21 protein-coding genes, 2 tRNA genes, 1 rRNA gene, 1 pseudogene and 1 other annotated feature are annotated in these 23996 nt (G+C 55.1%); of the genes and pseudogenes, 7 read left to right on the top strand and 18 right to left on the bottom strand.

What is annotated here, in order from left to right:
* The first annotated feature begins 177 nt into the window (after positions 1-177).
* A complete protein-coding gene (dpaA, locus tag C0560_RS04445) occupies positions 178-918 on the top strand; it encodes a peptidoglycan meso-diaminopimelic acid protein amidase (RefSeq protein ID WP_100777512.1) in 741 nt (246 codons plus the stop codon).
* Here the strand turns inward: dpaA and C0560_RS04440 are convergent.
* Together C0560_RS04440 and lpcA are read right to left on the bottom strand one after the other, a co-directional pair.
* Positions 889-1656, bottom strand: a complete 768-nt coding sequence (locus C0560_RS04440) for a class II glutamine amidotransferase (protein WP_100777513.1) — start codon at positions 1654-1656, stop codon at positions 889-891. The two genes, dpaA and C0560_RS04440, sit on opposite strands and share 30 nt — an antisense overlap.
* Before the next feature lie 46 nt (positions 1657-1702).
* The gene (gene lpcA, locus C0560_RS04435) at positions 1703-2281 is read right to left on the bottom strand and encodes a D-sedoheptulose 7-phosphate isomerase (RefSeq protein WP_100777514.1); all 579 of its coding nucleotides are present in this window, start codon (positions 2279-2281) and stop codon (positions 1703-1705) included.
* A gap of 318 nt (positions 2282-2599) precedes the next feature.
* Here lpcA and fadE point away from each other — a divergent pair, with 318 nt between their 5' ends.
* Together fadE and C0560_RS04425 are read left to right on the top strand one after the other, a co-directional pair.
* Entirely contained in the window at positions 2600-5044 is a 2445-nt protein-coding gene (fadE, locus tag C0560_RS04430) for an acyl-CoA dehydrogenase FadE (RefSeq protein WP_248859706.1), read from the top strand.
* Positions 5045-5152: 108 nt separating this feature from the next.
* The gene (locus C0560_RS04425) at positions 5153-5923 is read left to right on the top strand and encodes an amidohydrolase (protein WP_248859705.1); all 771 of its coding nucleotides are present in this window, start codon (positions 5153-5155) and stop codon (positions 5921-5923) included.
* 56 nt (positions 5924-5979) lie between these two features.
* Here C0560_RS04425 and C0560_RS04420 read toward each other — a convergent pair whose 3' ends face one another.
* From C0560_RS04420 to dnaQ, 9 genes are all read right to left on the bottom strand, one after another.
* The gene (locus C0560_RS04420; protein ID WP_100777516.1) at positions 5980-7581 is read right to left on the bottom strand and encodes a gamma-glutamyltransferase family protein; all 1602 of its coding nucleotides are present in this window, start codon (positions 7579-7581) and stop codon (positions 5980-5982) included.
* A 9-nt stretch (positions 7582-7590) separates the two neighbouring features.
* Positions 7591-8466, bottom strand: a complete 876-nt coding sequence (locus C0560_RS04415) for an ABC transporter permease (RefSeq protein WP_100777517.1) — start codon at positions 8464-8466, stop codon at positions 7591-7593.
* Between the two features lie 2 nt (positions 8467-8468).
* Positions 8469-9410 (bottom strand): ABC transporter permease, encoded by a 942-nt coding sequence (locus C0560_RS04410; RefSeq protein ID WP_095280881.1) that lies wholly within the window; start codon positions 9408-9410, stop codon positions 8469-8471.
* A 21-nt stretch (positions 9411-9431) separates the two neighbouring features.
* Positions 9432-10946 carry an ABC transporter substrate-binding protein gene (locus tag C0560_RS04405; protein WP_181827370.1) on the bottom strand — a complete coding sequence of 505 codons (1515 nt, stop codon included), beginning with the start codon at positions 10944-10946 and terminating at the stop codon, positions 9432-9434.
* A gap of 2 nt (positions 10947-10948) precedes the next feature.
* Complete coding sequence (locus C0560_RS04400; protein ID WP_181827369.1) at positions 10949-12031, bottom strand: ABC transporter ATP-binding protein; 1083 nt, start codon at positions 12029-12031, stop codon at positions 10949-10951.
* Positions 12028-13041, bottom strand: a complete 1014-nt coding sequence (locus C0560_RS04395; RefSeq protein WP_248859704.1) for an ABC transporter ATP-binding protein — start codon at positions 13039-13041, stop codon at positions 12028-12030. Before C0560_RS04395 ends, C0560_RS04400 begins: the two co-directional genes overlap by 4 nt.
* Positions 13038-13757: a FadR/GntR family transcriptional regulator gene (locus C0560_RS04390; protein WP_100777521.1), complete on the bottom strand. Its 720-nt coding sequence runs from the start codon at positions 13755-13757 to the stop codon at positions 13038-13040. Before C0560_RS04390 ends, C0560_RS04395 begins: the two co-directional genes overlap by 4 nt.
* Before the next feature lie 381 nt (positions 13758-14138).
* Positions 14139-14215: transfer RNA gene (locus C0560_RS04385), tRNA-Asp, on the bottom strand.
* A 130-nt stretch (positions 14216-14345) separates the two neighbouring features.
* A complete protein-coding gene (gene dnaQ, locus C0560_RS04380) occupies positions 14346-15074 on the bottom strand; it encodes a DNA polymerase III subunit epsilon (protein ID WP_164971798.1) in 729 nt (242 codons plus the stop codon).
* Between dnaQ and rnhA the strand changes: the two genes are divergently transcribed.
* The gene (gene rnhA, locus C0560_RS04375; RefSeq protein ID WP_164971799.1) at positions 15028-15606 is read left to right on the top strand and encodes a ribonuclease HI; all 579 of its coding nucleotides are present in this window, start codon (positions 15028-15030) and stop codon (positions 15604-15606) included. The two genes, dnaQ and rnhA, sit on opposite strands and share 47 nt — an antisense overlap.
* On the opposite strand, the gene C0560_RS04370 is transcribed toward rnhA, so the two are convergent.
* Entirely contained in the window at positions 15607-16323 is a 717-nt protein-coding gene (locus C0560_RS04370) for a class I SAM-dependent methyltransferase (protein WP_100777525.1), read from the bottom strand.
* A 32-nt stretch (positions 16324-16355) separates the two neighbouring features.
* On the opposite strand from C0560_RS04370, the gene gloB reads away from it, so the two are divergent.
* Together gloB and mltD are read left to right on the top strand one after the other, a co-directional pair.
* A complete protein-coding gene (gene gloB, locus C0560_RS04365; RefSeq protein ID WP_231276401.1) occupies positions 16356-17111 on the top strand; it encodes a hydroxyacylglutathione hydrolase in 756 nt (251 codons plus the stop codon).
* A gap of 71 nt (positions 17112-17182) precedes the next feature.
* Positions 17183-18541 carry a murein transglycosylase D gene (mltD, locus tag C0560_RS04360; protein ID WP_102104398.1) on the top strand — a complete coding sequence of 453 codons (1359 nt, stop codon included), beginning with the start codon at positions 17183-17185 and terminating at the stop codon, positions 18539-18541.
* 55 nt (positions 18542-18596) lie between these two features.
* On the opposite strand, the gene C0560_RS04355 is transcribed toward mltD, so the two are convergent.
* The 3 genes from C0560_RS04355 to C0560_RS04345 form a co-directional block, all read right to left on the bottom strand.
* Complete coding sequence (locus C0560_RS04355) at positions 18597-19367, bottom strand: class I SAM-dependent methyltransferase (RefSeq protein WP_181827365.1); 771 nt, start codon at positions 19365-19367, stop codon at positions 18597-18599.
* A 77-nt stretch (positions 19368-19444) separates the two neighbouring features.
* Positions 19445-20245, bottom strand: a complete 801-nt coding sequence (locus C0560_RS04350; RefSeq protein WP_100777529.1) for an endonuclease/exonuclease/phosphatase family protein — start codon at positions 20243-20245, stop codon at positions 19445-19447.
* Between the two features lie 138 nt (positions 20246-20383).
* Positions 20384-21559, bottom strand: a complete 1176-nt coding sequence (locus C0560_RS04345; protein WP_248859703.1) for an MFS transporter — start codon at positions 21557-21559, stop codon at positions 20384-20386.
* Between the two features lie 104 nt (positions 21560-21663).
* On the opposite strand from C0560_RS04345, the pseudogene yafC reads away from it, so the two are divergent.
* Positions 21664-22601 (top strand): annotated as a pseudogene (yafC, locus tag C0560_RS04340) (DNA-binding transcriptional regulator YafC).
* On the opposite strand, the gene dkgB reads toward yafC, so the two are convergent.
* From dkgB to rrf, 3 genes are all read right to left on the bottom strand, one after another.
* The gene (gene dkgB, locus C0560_RS04335) at positions 22598-23401 is read right to left on the bottom strand and encodes a 2,5-didehydrogluconate reductase DkgB (RefSeq protein ID WP_248859701.1); all 804 of its coding nucleotides are present in this window, start codon (positions 23399-23401) and stop codon (positions 22598-22600) included. The pseudogene yafC and the gene dkgB overlap by 4 nt on opposite strands.
* A gap of 163 nt (positions 23402-23564) precedes the next feature.
* Positions 23565-23641: transfer RNA gene (locus C0560_RS04330), tRNA-Asp, on the bottom strand.
* A 54-nt stretch (positions 23642-23695) separates the two neighbouring features.
* Positions 23696-23811 (bottom strand): 5S ribosomal RNA (rrf, locus tag C0560_RS04325).
* A 116-nt stretch (positions 23812-23927) separates the two neighbouring features.
* Positions 23928-23996 (bottom strand) — a sequence feature (23S ribosomal RNA rRNA prediction is too short).

Below are 23996 nucleotides of genomic sequence, written 5' to 3'. Positions count from 1 at the left end.
GGTTTCAAACGCGGCCTGATAAGCTATAAATGCCAACTAATTTGTAAACTCATTAGTTCACTCTTGCGAAAAAATGCAGCGATGCTAATGTGAGCGCTCCTAATCCAGAAAATTCTGATTTCGGGTCTCTTTTGCCGTCCTGGCAAGTTGGTTTGGCTTTATCAAGGAACTTGTAGTATGCGTAAAATCGCATTGTTCATTGCGATGCTTCTGATCCCGTGTGTCTCGTTCGCAGGGCTGCTTGGCAGCAACAGTTCAACCACACCGGTCAGCAAAGAATATAAACAACAATTAATGGGATCACCGGTTTATATTCAGATCTTCAAGGAAGAACGCACGCTCGATCTATTTGTCAAAATGGGCGAGACATATCAACTGCTTGATAGCTACAAAATCTGTAACTATTCCGGCGGATTAGGTCCGAAACAACGTCAGGGTGATTTCAAAAGTCCTGAAGGGTTTTATACCGTTCAGCGCAATCAGCTCAAACCCGACAGCCGCTTCTATAAAGCCATCAATATCGGTTTCCCGAACGCCTACGATCGTGCCCATGGTTACGAAGGTAAATACCTGATGATTCACGGTGCCTGCGTGTCTATCGGCTGCTACGCCATGACAGACAGCGGTATTGATGAGATTTTCCAGTTTGTGACCGGCGCGTTAGTCTTCGGCCAGGCGGGCGTGCAGGTGAGCATCTATCCGTTCCGCATGACCGATGCCAACATGCAGCGCCACAAGTATTCGACCTACGCGGATTTCTGGAAACAGCTGAAACCGGGTTACGACTACTTCCAGCAGACGCACAAGCCACCGACCGTCTCGGTCGCGGATGGCCGATACATTGTCAGCAAACCGCTGAGTCATGAAGTCGTCCACCCGCAGCTGGCGTCAAACTACACGGTTCCCGAGACAAAATAGTGCCCACTCGCCTGGCATAATCTTTTGCCAGGTTTCATTGCCCGTCAGGGGCTGAGTGGCAATCACCGTGACCACATCGTTGGGTGTGGTCTCGGTTTGAAAATCAATTTCCACATCCTGATCCAGCAGTTTTGCCACGCCAAAGGGCGCGCGACGCGTGATCCAGAAAAGATTGGTCGAGCAGAACGCCATCACATAGCGCCCATCTGACAGCAGCATGTTAAACACACCCTTCTCACGCAGCTCACAGGCCAGCGTGCCGATGTATTTAAACACTGCTTCCATATTTCCCGGTGTGCGCGGATAGCGCTCTGTCAGCTTGTGCAGTAACCAGCAAAACGCTTTCTCACTGTCGGTTTCACCCACCGGACGGAAATTGCCCGTCTCCAGCGATTTATAGCCGGTCAGTTGCCCGTTATGGGCGTAAGTCCAGTTGCGGCCCCACAGTTCACGGGTAAACGGATGGGTATTTTCCAGCGCCACTTCACCCCGATTCGCCTGACGAATATGGGCAATGACCGAGCAGGATTTTATCGGGTAATCCTGGACCAGTCGGGCGATGGGAGAGTTGAAGCTGGGTTGCGGGTCTTTGAACGTGCGACAGCCTTTGCCTTCGTAGAAGGTAATGCCCCAGCCGTCTTTATGCGGCCCGGTTCCTCCACCGCGCTGCACCAGCCCGGTGAAACTAAAGCAGATATCGGTTGGCACATTGGCGCTCATCCCGAGCAATTCGCACATACATCACCTCCACAACAGCGGGGGCAAGAGTGCCCCCAGCGAAGTCTTACTTAACCATCTCTTTTTCGATCAGCTGGATCAGGATATGAATCACTTTGATGTGAATTTCCTGAATACGGTCAGCATAACCAAAATGCGGCACGCGGATTTCGATATCCGACGAACCTGCCATTTTACCGCCATCTTTGCCGGTCAGAGTGATGACTTTCATCCCCTTCTCACGCGCAGCGTCAATGGCTTTGATGACGTTGCCGGAATTACCCGACGTGGAGATCCCCAGCAGCACATCGCCTTCACGCCCTACCGCTTCAACATAGCGCGAGAAAATATGATCGTAACCGAAGTCGTTACCCACGCAGGAGATGTGGCTAACGTCAGAAATCGCGATCGCCGGGTATCCCGGACGGTTTTCACGGTAGCGCCCGGTCAGCTCTTCAGCGAAGTGCATCGCATCGCAATGTGAACCGCCGTTACCGCAGGAAAGCACTTTGCCGCCGGCTTTGAAACTGTCTGCCAGCAGAACCGCCGCGCGCTGAATCGCGTGAATATTGGCTTCATCTTTCAGAAAGTTGGCCAGCGTTTCCGCCGCTTCGTTCAGTTCGTTACGAATAAGATCCTGGTACATGAGGATAATCCTTCAGTATTGATGAAATAACACAGGGAGTGTACCGGATCGCGAGAAAAGCGAGAAGCTATACCCGTCATACTTGACGTGGTCTTTGCGCTGGCAGTGCATGCTCTCCCCCTCTCACTGACTTAAGTCTGCACCTGGTCATGGCGATGCAGATCCCTCGGCGTTTTGATTATTCGTGCCTGTCAAAACCTGAACAATGTGAACCAGGTTGTAATTATTTTGTGAATGCATTGCTAAAAGAAATAACATCCACTACAACCATATCATCACAAGTGGTCAGACCTCCTACAAGCAAGGGAGCTTTTCTTTATGATGATTTTGAGCATTATCGCAACCGTTGTTCTGCTCGGTGTGTTGTTCTATCACCGTGTCAGTTTATTACTGAGTAGCCTGATTCTGTTGGCCTGGACGGCTGCGCTTGGCCTGTCTGGTCTGTGGAATATCTGGGTTGTGCTGCCGCTGGCGATTATCCTGCTGCCGCTCAACGTGCCTTCGATGCGTAAGTCGATGATTTCCGCCCCGGTGTTCCGCGGCTTCCGTAAAGTGATTCCACCGATGTCACGCACGGAGAAAGAAGCCATCGACGCGGGTACCACCTGGTGGGAAGGCGATCTGTTCCAGGGCAACCCGGACTGGAAGAAGCTGCACAACTACCCGCAGCCACGGCTGACAGCAGAAGAACAAGCCTTTATTGATGGTCCGGTAGAAGAAGCGTGCCGCATGGCGAACGACTTCCAGATCACCCATGAAATGGCCGATCTGCCTCCGGAACTGTGGGCCTATCTGAAAGAGCATCGCTTCTTCGCGATGATCATCAAGAAAGAGTACGGCGGCCTGGAGTTCTCCGCTTACGCTCAGGCTCGCGTGCTGCAAAAACTGGCGGGTGTGTCAGGGATCCTGGCGATCACCGTCGGCGTACCAAACTCCTTAGGCCCGGGCGAACTGCTGCAGCATTACGGCACCGAAGAGCAAAAAGATCACTATCTGCCGCGTCTGGCGCGTGGTCAGGAAATCCCTTGCTTCGCGCTGACCAGCCCGGAAGCTGGCTCTGATGCGGGTGCTATCCCGGATACCGGCGTAGTCTGCATGGGCGAGTGGCAGGGCCAGCAGGTGCTGGGTATGCGCCTGACCTGGAACAAGCGTTACATTACGCTGGCACCGATTGCCACCGTACTGGGCCTGGCGTTCAAACTCTCTGACCCGGACAGACTGTTGGGCGACGAGGAAGATCTGGGCATCACCTGTGCGCTGATCCCAACCTCTACGCCTGGCGTCGAAATTGGTCGTCGTCACTTCCCGCTGAACGTACCGTTCCAGAACGGTCCGACCCGTGGCGAAGATATCTTTGTACCGATTGATTACATCATCGGCGGTCCGAAAATGGCCGGACAGGGCTGGCGTATGCTGGTGGAATGTCTGTCGGTCGGTCGCGGTATCACCCTGCCGTCGAACTCTACCGGTGGCCTGAAATCCGTCGCGATGGGGATTGGTGCTTACGCCCACATCCGCCGTCAGTTCAAAATCTCCATCGGTAAGATGGAGGGTATCGAAGAGCCACTGGCGCGTATCGCGGGCAACGCTTACGTGATGGATGCGGCGGCGTCGCTGATCACCTACGGCATCATGCTGGGCGAAAAACCGGCTGTGCTGTCGGCTATCGTGAAGTATCACTGTACCCATCGTGCGCAGCAGTCAATTATTGATGCGATGGATATTGCTGGCGGTAAAGGCATTATGCTCGGCGAAGGCAACTTCCTGGCGCGCGGCTATCAGGGCGCACCGATTGCCATCACCGTGGAAGGCGCCAACATCCTCACCCGCAGCATGATGATCTTCGGTCAGGGCGCGATTCGCTGCCATCCGTATGTACTGGAAGAGATGGCTGCGGCGCAAAACAACGACGTGAATGCGTTCGACAAGCTGCTGTTTAAACACATCGGCCATGTCGGCAGCAACAAAATGCGTAGCTTCTGGCTGGGCCTGACGCGCGGTCTCACCAGCGCCACACCAACGGGTGATGCGACCAAACGTTACTACCAGCATCTCAACCGCCTGAGCGCGAACCTGGCGCTGCTGTCAGACGTGTCGATGGCAGTCCTCGGCGGCAGCCTGAAGCGTCGCGAGCGTATCTCTGCGCGTCTGGGCGATGTCCTGAGCCAGGTGTTCCTTGCCTCTGCGGTCCTGAAACGTTACGACGATGAAGGCCGTCATGAAGCGGATCTGCCATTAGTCCACTGGGGCGTGCAGGATGCGCTCTATCAGGCAGAGCAGGCGATTGACGATCTGCTGGCAAACTTCCCGAACCGCTTTGTGGCAGGCGCGCTGCGCGTGGTGATCTTCCCAACCGGACGTCATCATCTGGCACCGTCCGATATTCTGGATCACAAAGTGGCGAAGATCCTGCAGGTTCCAAGTGCAACCCGCTCCCGTATCGGTCGCGGTCAGTACCTGAAGCCTACCGAGCACAACCCGGTTGGTCTGCTGGAAGAGGCGCTGCTGGACGTGATGGCGGCCGATCCTGTTCACCAGAAAATCTGTAAACAGCTGGGCAAAAACCTGCCGTTTACTCGCCTGGATGAACTGGCTAAACAGGCGCTGGCGGGTGGCATCATCGATCAGAATGAAGCCGCAGTACTGGTGAAAGCGGAAGAGAGCCGTCTGCGCAGCATTAACGTGGATGATTTCGAGCACGACGAGCTGGCGACCCGGCCGGTAAAGCTGCCGGAGAAGGTCCGCAAACCTGAAGCGGCCTAACCCGCATCGCTTCCACAAACCCCGCCGCGTGCGGGGTTTTTTATTGCCACATTTTCTCTTTTTCCCGTGCTACAGTGTCAAAAAGCCGTCTTTCGAGGAGTCATGATTGTGCCTGGTTTGAAGATTACCCTTTTACAACAGCCCCTGGTGTGGATGGACGGTCCCGCCAACCTGCGCCATTTTGATCGTCAGCTCGAAGAGATCACCGGACGCGATGTGATCGTGCTGCCGGAGATGTTCACTACCGGGTTCGCCATGGAGGCGGCAAAGCAGTCTCTGGCGCAGGATGACGTCGTCGCGTGGATGCACAGCAAGGCCCGGCAGACGAACGCTCTCGTCGCGGGGAGCGCCGCGCTGCAGACCGAGCGCGGGCCGGTGAACCGCTTCCTGCTGGTGGAGCCAGACGGCACGCTGCATTTTTACGATAAACGCCACCTGTTCCGCATGGCCGATGAGCATCATCACTACGAGGCGGGTAACGAGCGGGTGGTGTTTGAGTGGCGCGGCTGGCGCATTCTGCCGCTGGTCTGTTACGACCTGCGCTTCCCGGTCTGGTCACGCAACCATAATGATTACGATCTGGCGCTGTACGTTGCCAACTGGCCTGCGCCGCGCTCGCTGCACTGGCAAGCGCTGTTGGTGGCGCGCGCCATTGAGAATCAGGCGTATGTGGTGGGCTGTAACCGCGTAGGCACCGATGGCAACGGGCATCACTACCGCGGCGATAGCCGGGTGGTGAATCCGCAGGGGGAAATTATTGCCACCGCCGAACCGCATCAGGCGACGCGTATCGACGCCGAGCTTTCGCTGACGGCACTGAAAGAGTACCGGGAGAAGTTTCCGGCATGGCAGGACGCCGATCCCTTTAGCATTGGATGAAAAAAAGCCGGGTGCGGCAGCGCCTCACCCGGCTTACACATGCTGATAGCGGCGTGTTAACTCACTAACGCCTGCCCGTCTTTGCGGCTTTCGGTTGCGGCGACGTAGTGCCCCTCCGGCATGCGGTAAATCACCTGTGCGCCGCCAAAGTTATAATCCTGCAGCGGATCTTCCACCGTAATCTGATGCCCGCGTTCGCGCAGTGCCGCAATGGTATTACGATCGAAGCTCGATTCAACGATCACTTCCCGGCCCTTCACCACGCGCCAGCGCGGCGCATCGATCGCCGCCTGGGGGTTTTGCCCGTGCAGCATAATACGCAGCGCCATCTGCATGTGCCCCTGCGCCTGCATTGGCCCGCCCATCACGCCAAACGACATCAGCGGTTTACCCTGCCCGTCCATCGCGAAACCTGGAATAATGGTATGGAACGGACGTTTACTGCCCGCCAGGGCATTAGGATGTTTAGGATCCAGCACAAAGCCGCAGCCGCGGTTTTGCAGGCTAATGCCCGTGTCCGGCACCACGACGCCTGAGCCAAAGCCCATAAAGTTGGACTGGATAAAGGAGATCATCATCCCGCTGGAATCGGCGGCAGAGAGGTAAACCGTACCGCTTTGCGTCGGCGCGCCGTAGGTGAAATCAGAGGCGTTATCCTGATCGATCAGCGCCGCGCGCGATTTCAGATAGTGGTCGCTTAACAGCTCTTTCGCGGCAAACTCCATGTGCTCTTCGTCGGCCACGTAGCGATCGAGATCCGCCAGCGCCAGCTTCATCGCCTCGATCGACAGATGCAGAGATTGCACAGAGTCCGGATGATGTTTTTCGATCCCGCACTGCTCCAGAATCCCCAGCGCAATAAGCGTGGCGATCCCCTGACCGTTTGGCGGCAGCTCCTGCACCGATCCACCGGCGAAATCGCGCGACAGCAGTTCCACCCAGTCGACGCGATGATTCGCCAGATCGTCTGCCGTCAGATGCGCGCCGTGCTCTTTGGCGAAGGCAGCGATTTTCTGCGCCAGCTCACCGCGATAGAAGGCTTCGCCGTTGGTTTTGGCAATCAGCTCAAGAGAGTTCGCCTGCGCCGGGTTGCGGAAAATCTCACCGATGCGCGGCGCGCGGCCCTCTGGCGCAAAGCAGGCGCTAAAGCCCGGCTGATCTTTCAGTTTGTTAAAGCCGCGCTGCCACAGGTGACCAATCAGCGGCGACACCGGGAAACCGTTACGCGCGTACTCAATGGCCGGTTGCGCCAGGGTCGTCAGCGGCAGCGTGCCAAAACGCTCGGCCAGTGCTACCCAGCCGGAGACGGCGCCCGGCACCGTCACCGCGTCCCAGCCAAGCTCTGGCACGTCGGTTTTGCCCGCGTACAGATCCGCATGCCAGCTGGCAGGCGAACGGCCTGACGCGTTCAGACCATGCAGCTTTTCGCCGTCCCAGACGATGGCAAAGGCGTCGCTGCCAATGCCGCAGCCCGTCGGTTCAACCACCGTCAGGGCCATGGCTGTGGCTATTGCGGCATCAACGGCGTTACCGCCAAGCTGTAACATCCGCATCCCGGCCTGCGCCGCCAGCGGCTGCGAAGTGGCGACCGCGTTGTGCCCCATCATTGGCGGGCGTCGTGAATCGTAACCGGTCGTAAAATCAAGCGCTTTGGTCATCATGACTCCTTAGTCGTGGCGCGGATCGAGCGCATCGCGCAGCCCGTCACCGAGTAAATTAAAGCCCTGTACCGCAAGGAAAATGGCGATACCAGGGAAAACAGACATCCATGGCGCCTGTTCCAGAAAACCTTTTGCCGTGTTGAGCATCGAGCCCCAGGACGGATTCGGCGGCTGCTGACCAAGGCCAAGAAACGACAGGCTGGCCTCGGCGATAATGGCGGAGGCAATCGCCAGCGTGGCCTGCACCAGAATTGGTGACATCACATTGGGCAGCACATATTTCACGATGATCCAGCGATCCGGCAGGCCAATCGCCTTCGCGCCATCGATGTACTCTTCGTTGCGAATGGCGATCACCTGGCCGCGCGTCAGACGGGCAAAGATCGGCATGGCCGACAGCCCGATGGCGATCATCGCGTTCGTCAGGCTTGGGCCTAAAAACGCCCCCAGGGCGATCGCCATGATCAGGAACGGGCATGCCAGCAGCGCTTCGATAAAGCGTGAGATCACGCCGTCCCAGATCCCCTGGAAGTAACCGGCCACCAGCCCGAGCGGTACCCCGATCACCACGGCAATGACCACCGACATACAGCCCGCCATCAGGGACGTTCGCGCGCCCCAGACGATACGCGAGAGAATGTCGCGGCCCAGCTCATCGGTGCCAAACCAATACAGCTCAGACGGCGGCTTACGCACCGCCAGGAAGTTGGCTTTGACCGGATCAAAGGGCGCAAGCCAGGGGGCAATTAGGGCGATGAGCACAAAGATGCCGACAATCACCGCGCCAATCACGGCGCTTTTATTGGCGAGGAATTTCTTCAGCACCCGATTCTGCGCGCGCGGCAATGCAGGTACTACGGTTTGAGTTGTCAGTTCAGCCACGATTAACCTCGCATTTTCGGGTTGATGAGGACGTAGAGCACGTCAGCCAGCAGGTTCAGCATCAGGAAGCCAATCGCCACGATCAGCACCACGCCCTGCACCACCGCATAATCACGGTTAAACACCGAATCGACGATCATTTTGCCAAAGCCTGGAATTGTGAAGACCTGCTCGGTCAGCACCGCGCCGCCCAGCAGTTCACCAAACAGCAGCGTGGTGAGGGTGATCACCGGCACCAGCGCATTGCGAAACGCGTGCTTGAGGATCACCGCTTTCGGCAGCAGCCCCTTTGCCCGGGCGGTACGGATGTAATCGGCCTTCAGCACGGCGATCATCGAGGCGCGCGTGTGGCGCATCAGCGTCGCCGCCAGGCCGGTGCCGAGCACCGACGCAGGCAGCAGCAGCGTGCGCAGGTTTTGCAGCGGATCTTCGCTGAACGGCACATAGCCAGAGGCGGGCAGCCACTGCAAATTGACCGAGAAGACCAGAATCAACAGGATCCCCAGCCAAAAGTGCGGTATCGAGATCCCCGAGATCGCCACAAAGTTGGCACTGTGATCGACCCAGCTGTTTTTGTTAACCGCCGCGAGGATCCCCATGCTGATGCCGAACACCAGCGCAATGATCATCGCCAGCAGCGACAGCTCCATCGTGACCGGCAGTTTGCTGGCAATCAGTGACGTCACAGGCTCGTGAGTGCGTAAAGAGACCCCCAGATCGCCCTGCAGCGCACGCGTCAGCCAGTCAAAATATTGCACCGGCAGCGGCGCATCGAGATTCAGTTCTGCGCGCAGCTGAGCAATCACCGCCGGATCGCGCTCTTCGCCCGCCATCGCAATCAGCGGGTCGCCGGGCAGCAGTTTTTGCAGCCCGAAGACCATCATGCTCACCAGCAGTAAGGTCGGGATCGCCAGCAGCAGGCGTTTGCAAATCAGTTCCAGCATGGTTTCTCCTCACGCCCTCAGTTACTTAGCAAGCGACAAGCCCGCCAGACGCACGATGCCGTCCGGGTACGGTTTGAAGCCCTGCACGCTCTTATTCAGGCCAAAAATGCGCGGCTCAAAGTAGAGATAAGCAATCGGCATGTCCGTTTGCAGCTGTTTTACGACCTTGTCGTACAGCGGCTGGCGGGCGGCGGGATCGGTGCTCAGACGCGCCTGGGTCAGCCACTCGTCGACCTGCGCGTTGCTGTATCGGCCATCGTTGAGGTTGCCTTTGCTGTTGATGAAACCAAAGATGCTGCCGTCTGGATCCGGACGACCGGACCAGCCGGAGAAGCTCAGCTGATAGTCACCGCTCTGCTGACGATCGAGCAGCGTGGCGAATTCCGTCATTTGCAGATTCAGGTTAAAGCCCGCTTCCGCCGTCATCGCTTGCAGAACCTGGCCCACCTGCTGTGACGTTGGGTTGTTTGGCACCAGCAGATTGACGTTCAGCGGCCCGTTAATGCCCGCCGCTTTTAGCAGGGCTTTCGCTTTTTCCACATCGCGGGCCGGAACCGGCACCTTGACGTGGTAAGGGCTGACCGGCGAAAACGCCTGGTTTGCCGGGGTATACAACCCTTCAAACACCACCTGGTTCAGCGCATCGCGGTCGATGGCCAGTGAGAACGCTTCACGGACGCGCGCATCTTTGAACGGATCGTTGGCCGGAACTTTGCCGTTATTGATGTTGAAAGTGATCCCCTGATAACCGAGACCGGTCACTTTCGCCAACGCCAGTTTGCTGTCGGCTTCAACGGTTTTTACGTCGCTGGCGGCGATACCTTCTGTCAGATCGAGGTCACCTGCGCGCAGGTTTGCCAGACGCACCGAGGCATCCGGGATCGGCAGATAGATGATTTTGTCGAAGTGATAGGCGTCTTTGTTCCAGTAGTTGTCGAAACGGCTCAGAACGATGCGGTCCTGAGAGACGCGGCTGTCAAATTTGTATGGGCCAGAGCAGACAGGATGGGCGGCAAAATCCGGCTTTTTGGCCGCTTCCGGCGCCATCATCGCGCCTGCGCGGTCGGTCAACTGCATCAGCAGTGCGGCATCCGGCGTTTTCAGGTGAATGGCAATTTGGGTCGGGCTTTTCACTTCCACCGATTCGACAGAAGAGATTTCACTTTTACGCAGCGAGCCTTTTAAGGTCAGGGCGCGTTCGAGGTTATATTTCGCCGCTTCAGCGTCAAATTTTTCGCCATCGTGGAAGGTCACCCCCTCACGCAAATTCATGGTCAGAGTTTTGTTGTCGTCGCTCCAGGACCAGTCTTTTGCCAGGCCCGGCACGACCTTCAGATTTTCATCCACGTCCACCAGCCTGTCGCACAGAGAGGCGAAGACGAAGCGGCCATAGTAGGTGCGCGCCAGATGAGGATCGAGCATATCCGGGTCTGCGCCCAGACCAATTCGCAGAACGCTTTCCGAGTGCGCAGGGAGTGCTGCGCCCAACAACATAACACTTCCCAGTACGGTCAAAAGAGAATTACGCATTGTCATTATCATGAGTTCCTTGCTGGAAGAGACGAGAGTGATGCCGCATGTTCAAACAGCGCGCGGCGGCGCAAAAAGGCAGCGGATGGCGGTGCTATCTGAATAACACTGCGATCGCGGTTAATTTCCTGCCAGCGATGGCAGGCCACCTGGCGCCCGCCCTCCAGAACCTGTGCGATGGGTTCGACCTGGCGGCATTCATCCGTGACATACGGGCAGCGGGTGTGGAACCGACACCCGGAAGGGGGATTCGCCGGATTCGGTAAATCGCCCTGCAACAGCGGCGCGTCGCGCTCTATGCCCGGCTGCATCTGGGGCGCAGAGGCAATCAGCGCCTGCGTGTACGGGTGCAGCGGCGCGTCAAAGATTTCATCGACGGTAGCCAGCTCAACAATCTGGCCGAGATACATCACCGCCACGCGATCGCTCATGTGGCGAATGACCGCCAGGCCGTGAGCGACAATCACCATTGTCAGCCCCAGCTGATGTTTCAGGCTTTCGAGCAGGTTCACTACCTGCGCCTGCACGGAGACATCCAGCGCGGAAACCGGCTCATCGCCCAGCAGCAGTTTTGGCCCGGAGGCTAATGCGCGCGCAATGCCGATACGCTGACGCTGTCCGCCGGAAAACTCGTGCGGATAACGTCCGGCCCAGGCGGCAGGCAGCCCGACGGTTTTCAGCAGCTCCGCGACGCGATACTGGCGGTCGGCTTTTTTCATATTCTGGTGCAGCCACAGGGGTTCACCGACGATCTGCTCTACCGTCATGCGCGGATTGAGCGAGGCGAACGGGTCCTGAAAGATGATTTGCAGTTCACGACGAAGCTGGTTGAGGCGCGAACCCGACGCGTGGGTAATCTCTTCGCCCTGATAGAACACGCGCCCTTCGCTGGCCGCCAGCAGGCGAAGCAGCAGTCGGCCGAGGGTGGATTTCCCGGAACCGGACTCACCGACAATGGCCAGCGTTTCGCCCGGCATCACGGCGAGTGAAACCCGGTCGACGGCGGTGACAAAACGGGCCGGCGCAAAGAGTTTTTTCGGGCCGGGGAAGAGTTTGCTCAGATCGCGAGCTTCGAGGATCGGGGCAGTCATGCGATTTCTCCCAGCGCAATGTGTTGCTCAAGGGGCACACGGAAACAGGCCACCTGATGGCCAGCTCCAAGGGGGTGAAGCTGCGGTTTTTCATCGTGGCAGCGCGTCTGGGCAAACGGACAACGGGTGGCGAAACGGCAGCCCTTCGGCATCGATTCGGGCAACGGCACGCTGCCCGGGATGGTCGAAAGCTGGCCTTGACGCGCACCGAGGGACGGAATCGACCCCATCAGACCGATGGTGTAGGGGTGCTGCGGATCGGCAAAAATACTCTCGACGCTGCCCTGCTCCACGACCTGTCCGGCATACATCACCGCCACCTGCTGCGCGACTTCCGCCACCACACCCAGATCGTGGGTGATCATCAGCACGGCGGTGCCGGTTTCGGCTTTTAAGGTATTCAGCAACGTCAGGATTTGCGCCTGGATTGTTACGTCCAGCGCGGTGGTCGGTTCGTCGGCAATCAGCAGGCGCGGATGGTTAATGAGCGCCATCGCGATCATCACACGCTGGCGCATCCCGCCGGAAAGCTGATGAGGATAAGATTTAAGACGCATTTCCGGTGCCGGGATCTGCACCTTTTCCAGAATTTGCAGCGCCACGTTCATGGCGTCGGATTTCGACATTTTCTGGTGGCGGATCACCGCTTCACTAAGTTGATCGCCGAGAGTAAAGGCCGGGTTGAGGGAGGTCATCGGCTCCTGAAAGATCATCGCCAGTTCACTGCCGCGCAGATCGGCGTATTCACGCGGGGAGAGCTTGCGCAAATCGTGGCGACGGAACTGCATTTCACCGCTGACAATTTGCGCACTGGCAGGCAGCAGCCCCATCAGTGCCAGCGACGTGATACTTTTTCCGCAGCCGGACTCCCCCACCAGCGCCAGCGTTTCACCGGATTTCACGGTCAGGGAGATGCCGTCGAGCACGCTGACCGGCGATCCAGCGAATTTCACATTGAGATTGTGCAGGCGAAGGACCGGCGCTGCCTCCTTAAAAGGGATCGTCGTCATAACAGGGAATCATCCTCAAGGTTGATGGCCTGAATCAGGGCAGTTTGCAGGGTGAGCAGGTGTTCGCGCATTGCGGCGGCTGCTTCATTGGGCTGGCGGTGGATAATCGCCGTCATGATTTTGTGGTGGTGATCGTTATAGCTGTCGACGCGCTCCGGCGTACGCGCCAGCTCACGCAGGTGCTGCCAGCTAGGCTCGCGCCGGACTGCATCAATAGCATCGAACAACCCCAGCATCAGGCGATTACCCGCAGCCTCAGCAATGGCGCGGTGAAAGGCGCTGTCCCACAGTTCGTTAAGATCGCGGTCATCCGGGCTGACCTTGTCGATGCGTTCCAGCATGCGCTGCATCAGCGCGAGGTTTTCCCTGGTGGCACGCAGTGCCGCAAGACGGGCTAAGCCGGGTTCGAGCTGCAGGCGGGCTTCCATCACTTCCAGCAGATTGGTTTGCTGCACCAGCCCCTGAAGCGCAAGAGGTTCAACCGGTGCGGCAGGGCCAATGAAAGTGCCTTTGCCCTGCTTGCGCCAGATGCGTCCCTCTTCTTCCAGCACGTCCAGCGCACGACGAACTTCGCGTCGCCCTACGCCGAGTGTTTCCGACAGCTCACGTTCGGTGGGCAGCGGAATGCCTGGTGTTGACTCGTGCTGGTTGATCAGACCGCGCAACTGCTCAAGTGCGGTGCTGGAATTAGCCAGAAACCGTGACGATTTTTCCATATTGGTTCGCCTGCTCTCATCATTGCTTTATTTTTATTAACAATAAGTTATTGATATAGATAACGTCTTATTGCACACAGAGTTAAGCAATTAATGAACCAATAAATCATTGGTTCAGGAACTTTCTGGAAAACCGTAAGTAAGCTAATGATTATTTGAGACTTATTTTTACAGGATTGTTACAAGAGGAAATGTTTGGAGCGAAGGGATGAGACGAAATTGCACACTAAAAGTGCAACCATCGCACCAATATCGAACAATTGTTAATAAATTGCACTGCTGATATTAACTTTTTGTTAACTAACATCAGAGAGGAGATAAGAAAGATAAGGCCCTGAAATGACGAAAGCCTGAATCATTTCTGATTCAGGCTTTCTAATGTGGCGGAACGGACGGGACTCGAACCCGCGACCCCCTGCGTGACAGGCAGGTATTCTAACCGACTGAACTACCGCTCCGCATTGTTCCCTTGGGAACGAGGCGAATATTACGGTTTGGTTCCGATCCCGTCAACGCTTTTTCTCAACTTTTGAATCAGTTGCTGCAAAATTCGCCCACACGGTGCTTTTTACAGCATAACGGCATCTGTTATGCGCGCCAGAGGCAGCTGCCGCCCTTCTTTTGCACGATATCGAGACGCGATTCATGGGCGGCGATCTCTTCGTCACTGGCTAAAATCACCCGCAGACGGCTCGCCTGACGCACCACGCGCTGAATTCCGGTGTCACCCGCCTGACGGGAGTCGTTTTCGGTGCTAAACGCCATCGAAGTCTGGCCGCCCGTCATGGTCAGATAGACATCCGCCAGAATCTGGGCATCGAGCAGTGCGCCGTGAAGCGTACGCTTGGTGTTATCTATTTCGTAGCGCGAGCAGAGGGCATCGAGGCTGTTACGCTTGCCCGGAAACATCTTCCTCGCCAGCGCCAGGCTGTCGGTGACTTTGCAGAAGGTATTGGTTTTCGGGATATTGCGGTTGAGCTTACTGAACTCATAGTCCATAAAGCCGATATCGAACGAAGCGTTATGGATGACGAGCTCAGCCCCGCGGATGTAGTCCATAAACTCATCGGCAACGTCGGCGAAGGTCGGTTTATCCAGCAGAAACTCATCGGCAATTCCGTGAACGCCGAACGCTTCCGGGTCTACCAGACGGTCGGGCTTCAGGTACACGTGGAAGTTGTTGCCGGTGAGACGACGGTTCACCACTTCGACGGCACCGATCTCAATGATCTTATGGCCTTCGTAATGTGCGCCAATCTGGTTCATACCGGTGGTTTCGGTATCGAGGACGATCTGTCGTGTAATTGCAGTGCTCATATCGGTCATTTATGTCAGACTCGTCGTTTTACTGATCGTTTCAAATACAGGAAGTCTACCAGAGATGATTAAGCAGGTAGAAATTTTCACCGATGGATCTTGCCTCGGGAATCCAGGACCGGGCGGCTACGGCGCCATTTTGCGTTACCGTGAGCATGAGAAGACCTTTAATGAAGGTTTTCGTCTGACCACCAATAACCGCATGGAGTTGATGGCCGCGATCGTCGCGCTGGAAGCATTAAAAGAAGATTGCGATGTGGTTATCAGTACCGACAGCCAGTATGTGCGCCAGGGGATTACCCAGTGGATCCATAACTGGAAAAAGCGTGGCTGGAAAACGGCCGATAAGAAACCGGTTAAGAATGTCGATCTCTGGAAGCGCCTGGACGCTGCACTGAGCCATCACACCATTAAGTGGGAATGGGTCAAAGGGCATGCGGGGCATCCGGAAAACGAACGTTGCGACGTTCTGGCGCGCGAAGCGGCGATGAATCCGATCCACGATGACGTGGGCTATCAGCCGGAATCCTGATCAGGGTTTTCGGTACTGTCGCGTCGCCCCGACGGTCTGTCGGATTTGTGCTTTTGATTTGCTCTGCTTCATCGGGTTCAGCGTAAGTGGAACCGTTCGCTTACGCGCCACGATAAGCTGCATGCAGCCAAGTGCTGGCAGATGGGTTGTCAGCATTTTACCGCCCTTCCCCGCCCAGGGTAACACCTGGAAGCCGCTGTAGTACATCACTTCAAAATTCAGTAATGACAGCCAGTCGAGCTGACGTGTAAAGGTAAACATGCGGCTGTTATAGGGCGGCGTGCGGCGCAAAACGGGCACCAGCTTGCGCAATCCCATCAGGCTCATCGGATTGAAACCGCTGAGGACCAGCCAGCCGTCATCGATTAGCACGCGGTCGGCTTCACGCAGTAAACGGTGCGGGTCGCTGCACCAGGGGAGCGTGTGGGCCATCAGGCAGGCGTCGACGGATTTCTCGGCGAATGGCAAATGGAGCGGATCGGCTTTAACCTGAAGGGGGTGACCGTTAAGAGAGACATTCACCTGATGGGAGATGGCGCAGCTTTCGGAGTTGATTTCCGCGCTCAAATTGCCAATCTTAAGCAGATGAAAACCATACATTTTTGCAAACCAGGGATTGAGCTGACGCTCAAGCGCCTCGCGATAGTATTCACCCCACCGCAACTGGGACCAGTGCTCTGGTGCTGAGACAATCTGAGGTATCCTTGCCGGCTTCATCAACACACCCGTTACGTAATGAGAGGTAATTTATGAATCTTATCAGCATTCCCGCGTTTCAGGACAACTACATCTGGGTTTTAGTCGGCGATGATAAGCGTTGCATTATTGTCGACCCAGGCGATGCGGCACCGGTATTGCAGGCTATCGAGGAAAACGGCTGGCAGCCAGAGGCCATTTTGCTGACTCACCATCATCACGATCATGTCGGCGGTGTCCCTGCTTTGCGGGCGAAATTTCCCCATTTAGTGGTTTATGGTCCGCAGGAGACACAAGATAAGGGCACGACTCGGGTAGTCGAAGATGGCGAAAAAATCCTCATACTGGGATACGATTTTTCTGTATTTGCTACACCCGGTCACACTTCCGGACACATTTCTTTCTTCAGTTTCCCTTATCTTTTCTGCGGTGACACGATGTTCTCCGGCGGGTGCGGAAGATTGTTCGAAGGGACACCAACCCAGATGTACCAATCCTTCCAGAGGATAAATGCTCTCCCGGATGATACCCTCGTTTGCTGCGCCCACGAATATACATTAGCAAATATGAAGTTTGCATTGAGCATCTTGCCTGACGATCCTGCGATTCAGGATTATTACCACAAAGTGAATGAGTTACGGGTAAAAAAACAAAATACACTGCCCGTAATTCTGAAAAATGAGCGCAAAATAAATTTATTTTTGAGAACCGATGATATTGATTTAATTAACAAAATTAACCAAGAAACAAATTTGCAACAACCTGAAGAGCGTTTTGCATGGTTACGGTCAAAGAAAGATGACTTCTGACAATTGCGGGTTGCCTTTTGAAAGTTTCGCCGTTATTATCGCTCGTCTTTTAAGCAACTATTGACACACACATGAAGGCAAAAGCGATATTACTCGCCTCTGTCCTGCTTGCTGGGTGCCAGAACACTGGCAACATACAGCAGCACGCACAGAGCCTTTCTGCAGCTGGTCAAGGGGAAGCAGGGAAGTTTACAAGTCAGGCGCGTTGGATGGACGATGGGACATCATTCGCGCAGGAACAGGACTTGTGGGCCTCTATTAGCGACGAGCTGAAGATGGGGATTCCGGAAAACAACCGGATTCGCGATCAGAAACAGAAGTATTTAAGTAATAAGAGCTATCTCCACGATGTAACTTTACGGGCAGAGCCGTATATGTACTGGATAGCAGGGCAAGTTAAGAAACGTAACATGCCTATGGAACTGGTACTACTACCCATAGTGGAGAGCGCTTTTGACCCGCACGCGACGTCTGGTGCCAATGCCGCAGGCATTTGGCAGATCATTCCGAGCACAGGGCGCAATTATGGTTTGAAACAGACTCGCGGCTACGATGCGCGTCGGGATGTGGTCGCTTCAACGACTGCCGCTCTCGACATGATGCAACGTCTGAATAAGATGTTTGACGGTGACTGGTTGTTAACGGTCGCAGCGTATAACAGCGGTGAAGGTCGGGTAATGAAGGCAATGAAAGCGAACAAGGCGCGTGGTAAACCCACCGATTTTTGGTCCCTCTCATTGCCACAGGAAACCAAGCTTTACGTACCGAAGATGCTGGCTTTGAGCGATATTCTCAAAAACAGTAAACGTTATGGTGTAAATCTGCCAACGTCTGACGAAAGTCGCGCGCTGGCCAGAGTGAGCCTCAGCAGCCCGGTTGATATGAAACAGGTTGCTGATATGACGGGAATGTCGGTGACAAAGCTGAAGACCTTTAACGCAGGCGTGAAAGGCTCAACGCTGGGTGCCAATGGGCCTCAGTACGTACTGGTGCCGCAGAAGCATGCAGCACAGTTACGTGAGTCTCTCGCATCAGGTGAAATTGCTGCCGTTCAGTCAACGCTGATTGCAGATGTTTCATCCGTCAGCAGCCGTAGCTATAAGGTTCGTTCCGGCGATACCATTTCAGGCATTGCATCACGTCTTGGCGTGAGCACGAAGGATCTGCAGCAGTGGAACAATCTGCGCGGTTCAAACCTGAAAGTTGGCCAGAACCTGACGGTTGGCGCTGGCAGCAGCGCACAGCGTCTCGCCCGCAACAGCGATAGCATTACTTATCGCGTACGCAAAGGCGATTCACTGTCCAGTATCGCGAAAACGCACGGCGTGAACATCAAAGATGTGATGCGCTGGAATGACGATACGGCCAATCTGCAGCCAGGCGATCAGCTGACACTGTTTGTTAAAAACAGCACGACGCCAGACTCCTGACAGCCAGACCTATAGAAAAAGGCACCGATTCCCCCGGTGCCTTTTTTGTTTTTTCTTATCCGGCTTTTTGCGCTTCCGCCAGGATCGTATCGCTGGTAAACGACCCTTCTTCCTGCAATTCAAAGTACGCTTTCACTTCCGCCGAGGCACTCTCCTGGTACAAACGAATCGCCTGGCTTAACGTGTCGGGTGTGCGCATACGCGCAATCCATGAGGAGAACTCCAGAGGCAGGCGGTCCGTCACCAGAGAGCGGGAAACTAAACCGGCTTCGGTGATCATCGCGAACCATTCACCGCTCGAATAGTTTCGCACGTGCGAGGTATCGCGCAGGGCTTCAACGGTCTGCAGCCAGATATCGCGAACCGGGTTTCCGGGTGACATGATATCCATAATGATAAAAATCCCGCCCGGCTTCAGCACGCGTTTGATTTCGCGCAGTGCCTGGCCGACATCGTGCCAGTGATGGGCGGAGTAGCGGCTGATCACCACGTCATAGGTTTCGTCGTCAAAAGGAAGTGATTCAGCGTAGCCCTGGCGGGTCGAAATATTATTCAGCCCTTTGTCTTTCGCAGCGTGGGCGACAACCTCGAGCATCTGGCCAGACAAATCGTAAGCGGTAACGTGCGCGACATGCTGTGCAGCGACAAAGCTGGCATGCCCTGCTCCACAGCCTAAATCAAGAACCTGCGCCTGCGGAAATGCAGACAGGCGCTCGCCGAGACGCACCAGGTCACGGCCAGAGGCGTGTACCGCACTGGTCAGATAGGCGCTTGCCTGGGAACCGAACTGTTTTTCTACATTGTCATGATGGGATTGTGTTGTCATCGTACTGTCCTTTGGTTGTGAGAAAAATAAAGGGCAGTACCTGCACAGGCCTGCCCGACGGCAGACCTGACGCACCATTACTTCTCAGGTTTGCCGGGACTGAATTCAACAAGTAGTGGATTGTGATCGGAGGCGCGCGTCACCAGTACAGAGGCTTCGTGCACATTCAGACCACGATAGAAGACAAAATCAAGCGGACGACCAAACGCTTTGCGCCGCTGATCGTCGGTGAAACGCACTTCGCGCAAGGACATTTCGCGCGCAAAGCGATACAACGCATTCATGCGTGGACGACTCCAGGCATTGAAATCCCCCGCCATAATAATCGGCCCACTGTGATGCGCGATCTGATCGCCAATGGGAAGTAACTGCTTACTATACACATCGACACCCAGGCTAAAATTCACGGCGTGAATGTTTACCACCATCAGCAGACGAGTATCGGGCAGAGGATAGACGGTGACTAATGCCGATTTTGCCAGACGCAGAATAGGCTCGCGCTCACGCAGTGGGCAGCAGTAAACCGGGTGCGCAGCAGAGAGCGTCATAACGCCCGAGGGGTGTTGGGGCAAGACAAAAGCGGGAACCTGGTCTGCGGCGAGGTAGTTGGTAGTTGCAAATCGAACCAGTTCAGGTGTGGTTTGAGCCTCCTGCAACAGCACCAGATGCGCATCCTTACCGAAATTCTTCAGCACGGATAACCACTCTGCACGCTGCTGTTTGAAGATATTCCACACCAGTACGCGAATTTTGTCATCGCTGCTCAAGGGGGCGCCAGCGGGCAATGCCTGGCCAAGACTCGCAAACGACCCCGGAGGCAAAATTCTCTCCGCAGGTTGTCCGGCAATATAGCGCATGGCATAGGTATTTTTTCGCACTTTTGGAAACGACCTCTATAGCATTGAACCAGCCCGGAAAACGGACTGGTTCTACTGTTATAGGGATTTTAGGTCACACTTTCAACGCAATTACTCATAAACCTCTGTCTGGTTTTGTAAGCAAGCGCTTACTGATACTTATCCCAGTGCTACACGAGCCGTTTTATCGAGGCGACCACTCAGGCCAATCAGCAGGAAAGCAGCGAGGACGATCACGGCACCAATCCACGGCGTCTGCGCTAAACCAAAGTGCTCAACCGTTTGCCCACCAATGATGGAACCCAGCGCGATCCCTACGTTAAAGGCGGCGATGTTAAGGCCTGAGGCGACATCTACGGCGTTAGGTGTATACAGTTCGGCCTTCTGCACTACATAGACCTGCAGGCCGGGTACGTTGCCGAAGGCGAAGATCCCCATCACCAGAATCGTGCCCAGCGCCGCGTACTGCATGGAGGCGGTAAACTGGAACACCATCAGCAGCACAACCAGAGCCGCGAAGATGAATTTCAGCGCCGGTACAGCACCGTGTTTATCGGCAAGTTTGCCGCCCCAGATATTACCGATCGCGACAGAGACCCCGTATCCCAGCAAGATCCAACTCACTGCACTCGGCGAGAAGCCGGCCAGATCCTGCATCATTGGCGCCAGGAAGGTGAACGCCGTAAAGACACCGCCGTAGCCCAGAGCTGTGATGGCATAGATAATCAGCAATCGAGGGTGCGTCAGCACTTTCACCTGATCGCGAAGACTGGCACTCGCACGACCAGGAATATTTGACGGTATAAGAATCAAGCTGGCAATTAGTGCAATGACCCCCAGCAGTGAGACGGCGAGGAAAGTTTCACGCCAGCCAAAATGCTGTCCGATAAAGGTGCCCAGTGGTACGCCTGTCACCAGTGCAACCGTTAAACCGCCGAACATAATGGCGATGGCAGATGCCGCTTTCTCTTTGGGTACCAGGCTGGTCGCGATGGTTGAGCCAATCGAGAAGAACACGCCATGCGCGAGGCCAGTCAGCAGGCGGGCAATCACCAGCGTGGTGTAGTCCGGTGCCTGCCAGGCCAGGATGTTCCCGGCGGTAAAGAGCACCATCAGCGCCATTAACAGCTGTTTACGTGGGAAACGTCCGGTTAACGCAGTCAGAACAGGTGCGCCAATCGCAACGCCCAGCGCGTAGATGGAGACCAGCAAACCGGCAGAAGGTAGAGAGATAGAAAGTTGATCGGCAATCGTAGGAACCAGCCCTACGATAACAAATTCGGTCGTGCCAATTGCGAAGGCACTGATCGTCAGGGCAAGAAGCGCCAGTGGCATAAAATACTCCGTATCATCAGGATTAAGATGACACGAAGTATGCGCCAGTGTTTAAATAACAAAAATGGTCAAAATATCAATAGAATTTTGCGGGTGGTGCAATAATGAAAGCAACCTCAGAAGAGCTGTCAATCTTCGTGGCTGTCGTGGAAAGCGGGAGTTTTAGCCGGGCTGCAGAGCAGCTGGGACAGGCAAATTCGGCGATTAGCCGTTCCGTCAAAAAGCTGGAAATGAAGCTTGGGGTGAGTTTGCTGAACCGGACGACGCGGCAGCTGAGCCTGACCGAAGAAGGTGAGCGTTATTTTCGCCGGGTGCAGTCGATTTTGCAGGAGATGGCCGCAGCAGAAACAGAGATCATGGAAACGCGGAGTACACCGCGCGGGCTTTTGCGCATCGATGCGGCCACTCCCGTCGTGCTGCATTTTCTGATGCCATTAGTTAAACCCTTCCGCGAACGTTACCCAGAGATGACCTTGTCGCTTGTATCCTCTGAGACGTTTATCAACCTGATTGAGCGCAAAGTGGATGTGGCCATTCGCGCCGGAACGCTGACGGACTCGAGCCTGCGCGCCCGCCCGCTGTTTACCAGCTATCGCAAAATCATCGCCTCACCCGACTATATTGCGCAATATGGTAAACCTGAGACGGTAGAGGAGTTAAAAAACCATCTCTGTCTGGGATTTACAGAGCCGTTATCGCTGAATACCTGGCCGATTGCCTGCAGCGACGGTCAACTTCATGAGATTACCAGCGGATTGTCCTCTAATAGTGGGGAGACATTGAAACAGCTCTGCCTTAGCGGGAATGGGATAGCCTGTCTGTCTGACTATATGATTAATAAAGAGATAGCCCGGGGTGAGCTGGTCGAGTTGATGGAGGACAAACGTCTGCCGGTGGAGATGCCCTTCAGTGCAGTTTATTACAGCGACCGCGCAGTCAGTACCCGTATCCGGGCATTTATCGACTTTCTGAGTGAGCATATAAAACAGCTCCCGAAGGAGCTGTGAGAGGGTTTGAGGCTACAGAGGGTGAGTTAAATTAATCCCAGTTTGGGGCCAGACCTTCCGGGCTGACCAGGCGGTCGTTGCAATCAAGCGCCGCGATCGCTTTTTGATCTTCAGCGTCCAGCTTGAGATCCCGCGCCAGAAGGTTGCTCGCCAGGTTCTCACGTTTCGTTGAAGAAGGGATCACGGCATAACCTTCTCCCATCGCCCACGCAAGGATAACCTGTGCCGCCGTTGCATTGTGCTTATCAGCAATACGCGCTATGACTTCATCTTTCAACGCTTTACCATACGCCAGCGTCATGTACGACGTGATGTGAATGCCTTTCTCTTTCGCCCAGTTCACCACTTTACGGTTTTGCAGGTACGGAGACAGCTCAATCTGATTGGTGGCAATATTCTCTGCGCCAACGGCCGCAATCGCCTTTTCCATCAATGGAATAGTGAAATTCGAGATCCCGATGTTGCGAGTCAAACCTAACTTTTTAGCTTCCAGAAGTGCCAGCATAGTTTCTTCAACAGAAACAGCATCACCTGGTGAAGGCCAGTGGATGAGCGTCAGATCGACATAATCGGTACGCAGCTTTTCCAGGCTCTCTTTCAGGCTTGGGATCAGCTTGTCTTTGCTGAGGTTTTCCGTCCAGATCTTCGTCGTAATAAATAATTCTTCACGTGGTACACCGCTTTCTTCAATGGCCTGGCCTACAGCCGCTTCATTGCCATAAATTTGTGCCGTATCGACGGTACGATAACCTAATTCGAGAGCGGTTTTAACAGATGCGATGACGACGTCGTCTTTCAGGCGGAAGGTGCCAAGACCGAATGCAGGGATAGTCATGTAAATCCTCTTTAATCATTATGTTCGTTAACTGAGGATGATTATCGCGTGGTATAGGTATGTTGAAAAAGAGTAAAATATGCAGAGGATTTTTGCGTTTATAGCAATAATTAAATTTCAGACAAGAAAAAGCCCTGAGCGTTAGCTCAGGGCTTTTAATAAGTGGCGGAACGGACGGGACTCGAACCCGCGACCCCCTGCGTGACAGGCAGGTATTCTAACCGACTGAACTACCGCTCCACCGAAGACTTCTGTAACCACCGGATCATGCACCGGTTTACTACTTAATTTGATGCCTGGCAGTTCCCTACTCTCACATGGGGAGACCCCACACTACCATCGGCGCTACGGCGTTTCACTTCTGAGTTCGGCATGGGGTCAGGTGGGACCACCGCGCTAAAGCCGCCAGGCAAATTCTGTTATCAACACGCATTCCTGCGTATCAAGTAATCTGTATCAGCTGAAAATCGACTGTCTCTGCTTCGCCAAAACATCTTCGGCGTTGTAAGGTTAAGCCTCACGGTTCATTAGTACTGGTTAGCTCAATACATCGCTGCACTTACACACCCAGCCTATCAACGTCGTAGTCTTCAAC

The sequence above is a fragment of the Lelliottia sp. AC1 genome (genome assembly GCF_023278595.1).
Taxonomy (GTDB): Bacteria; Pseudomonadota; Gammaproteobacteria; order Enterobacterales; family Enterobacteriaceae; genus Enterobacter; species Enterobacter nimipressuralis.
This window is presented reverse-complemented; position numbering and strand designations above follow the sequence as displayed.

Coding starts and splice junctions, on each gene's coding strand:
- dpaA (WP_100777512.1), top strand. CDS start 178: ATGCGTAAAATCGCATTGTTCATTGCGATGCTTCTGATCCCGTGTGTC.
- C0560_RS04440 (WP_100777513.1), bottom strand. CDS start 1,656: ATGTGCGAATTGCTCGGGATGAGCGCCAATGTGCCAACCGATATCTGC.
- lpcA (WP_100777514.1), bottom strand. CDS start 2,281: ATGTACCAGGATCTTATTCGTAACGAACTGAACGAAGCGGCGGAAACG.
- fadE (WP_248859706.1), top strand. CDS start 2,600: ATGATGATTTTGAGCATTATCGCAACCGTTGTTCTGCTCGGTGTGTTG.
- C0560_RS04420 (WP_100777516.1), bottom strand. CDS start 7,581: ATGACCAAAGCGCTTGATTTTACGACCGGTTACGATTCACGACGCCCG.
- C0560_RS04410 (WP_095280881.1), bottom strand. CDS start 9,410: ATGCTGGAACTGATTTGCAAACGCCTGCTGCTGGCGATCCCGACCTTA.
- C0560_RS04405 (WP_181827370.1), bottom strand. CDS start 10,946: ATGACAATGCGTAATTCTCTTTTGACCGTACTGGGAAGTGTTATGTTG.
- C0560_RS04400 (WP_181827369.1), bottom strand. CDS start 12,031: ATGACTGCCCCGATCCTCGAAGCTCGCGATCTGAGCAAACTCTTCCCC.
- C0560_RS04395 (WP_248859704.1), bottom strand. CDS start 13,041: ATGACGACGATCCCTTTTAAGGAGGCAGCGCCGGTCCTTCGCCTGCAC.
- C0560_RS04390 (WP_100777521.1), bottom strand. CDS start 13,757: ATGGAAAAATCGTCACGGTTTCTGGCTAATTCCAGCACCGCACTTGAG.
- dnaQ (WP_164971798.1), bottom strand. CDS start 15,074: ATGAGCACTGCAATTACACGACAGATCGTCCTCGATACCGAAACCACC.
- C0560_RS04370 (WP_100777525.1), bottom strand. CDS start 16,323: ATGAAGCCGGCAAGGATACCTCAGATTGTCTCAGCACCAGAGCACTGG.
- gloB (WP_231276401.1), top strand. CDS start 16,356: ATGAATCTTATCAGCATTCCCGCGTTTCAGGACAACTACATCTGGGTT.
- mltD (WP_102104398.1), top strand. CDS start 17,183: ATGAAGGCAAAAGCGATATTACTCGCCTCTGTCCTGCTTGCTGGGTGC.
- C0560_RS04355 (WP_181827365.1), bottom strand. CDS start 19,367: ATGACAACACAATCCCATCATGACAATGTAGAAAAACAGTTCGGTTCC.
- C0560_RS04345 (WP_248859703.1), bottom strand. CDS start 21,559: ATGCCACTGGCGCTTCTTGCCCTGACGATCAGTGCCTTCGCAATTGGC.
- dkgB (WP_248859701.1), bottom strand. CDS start 23,401: ATGACTATCCCTGCATTCGGTCTTGGCACCTTCCGCCTGAAAGACGAC.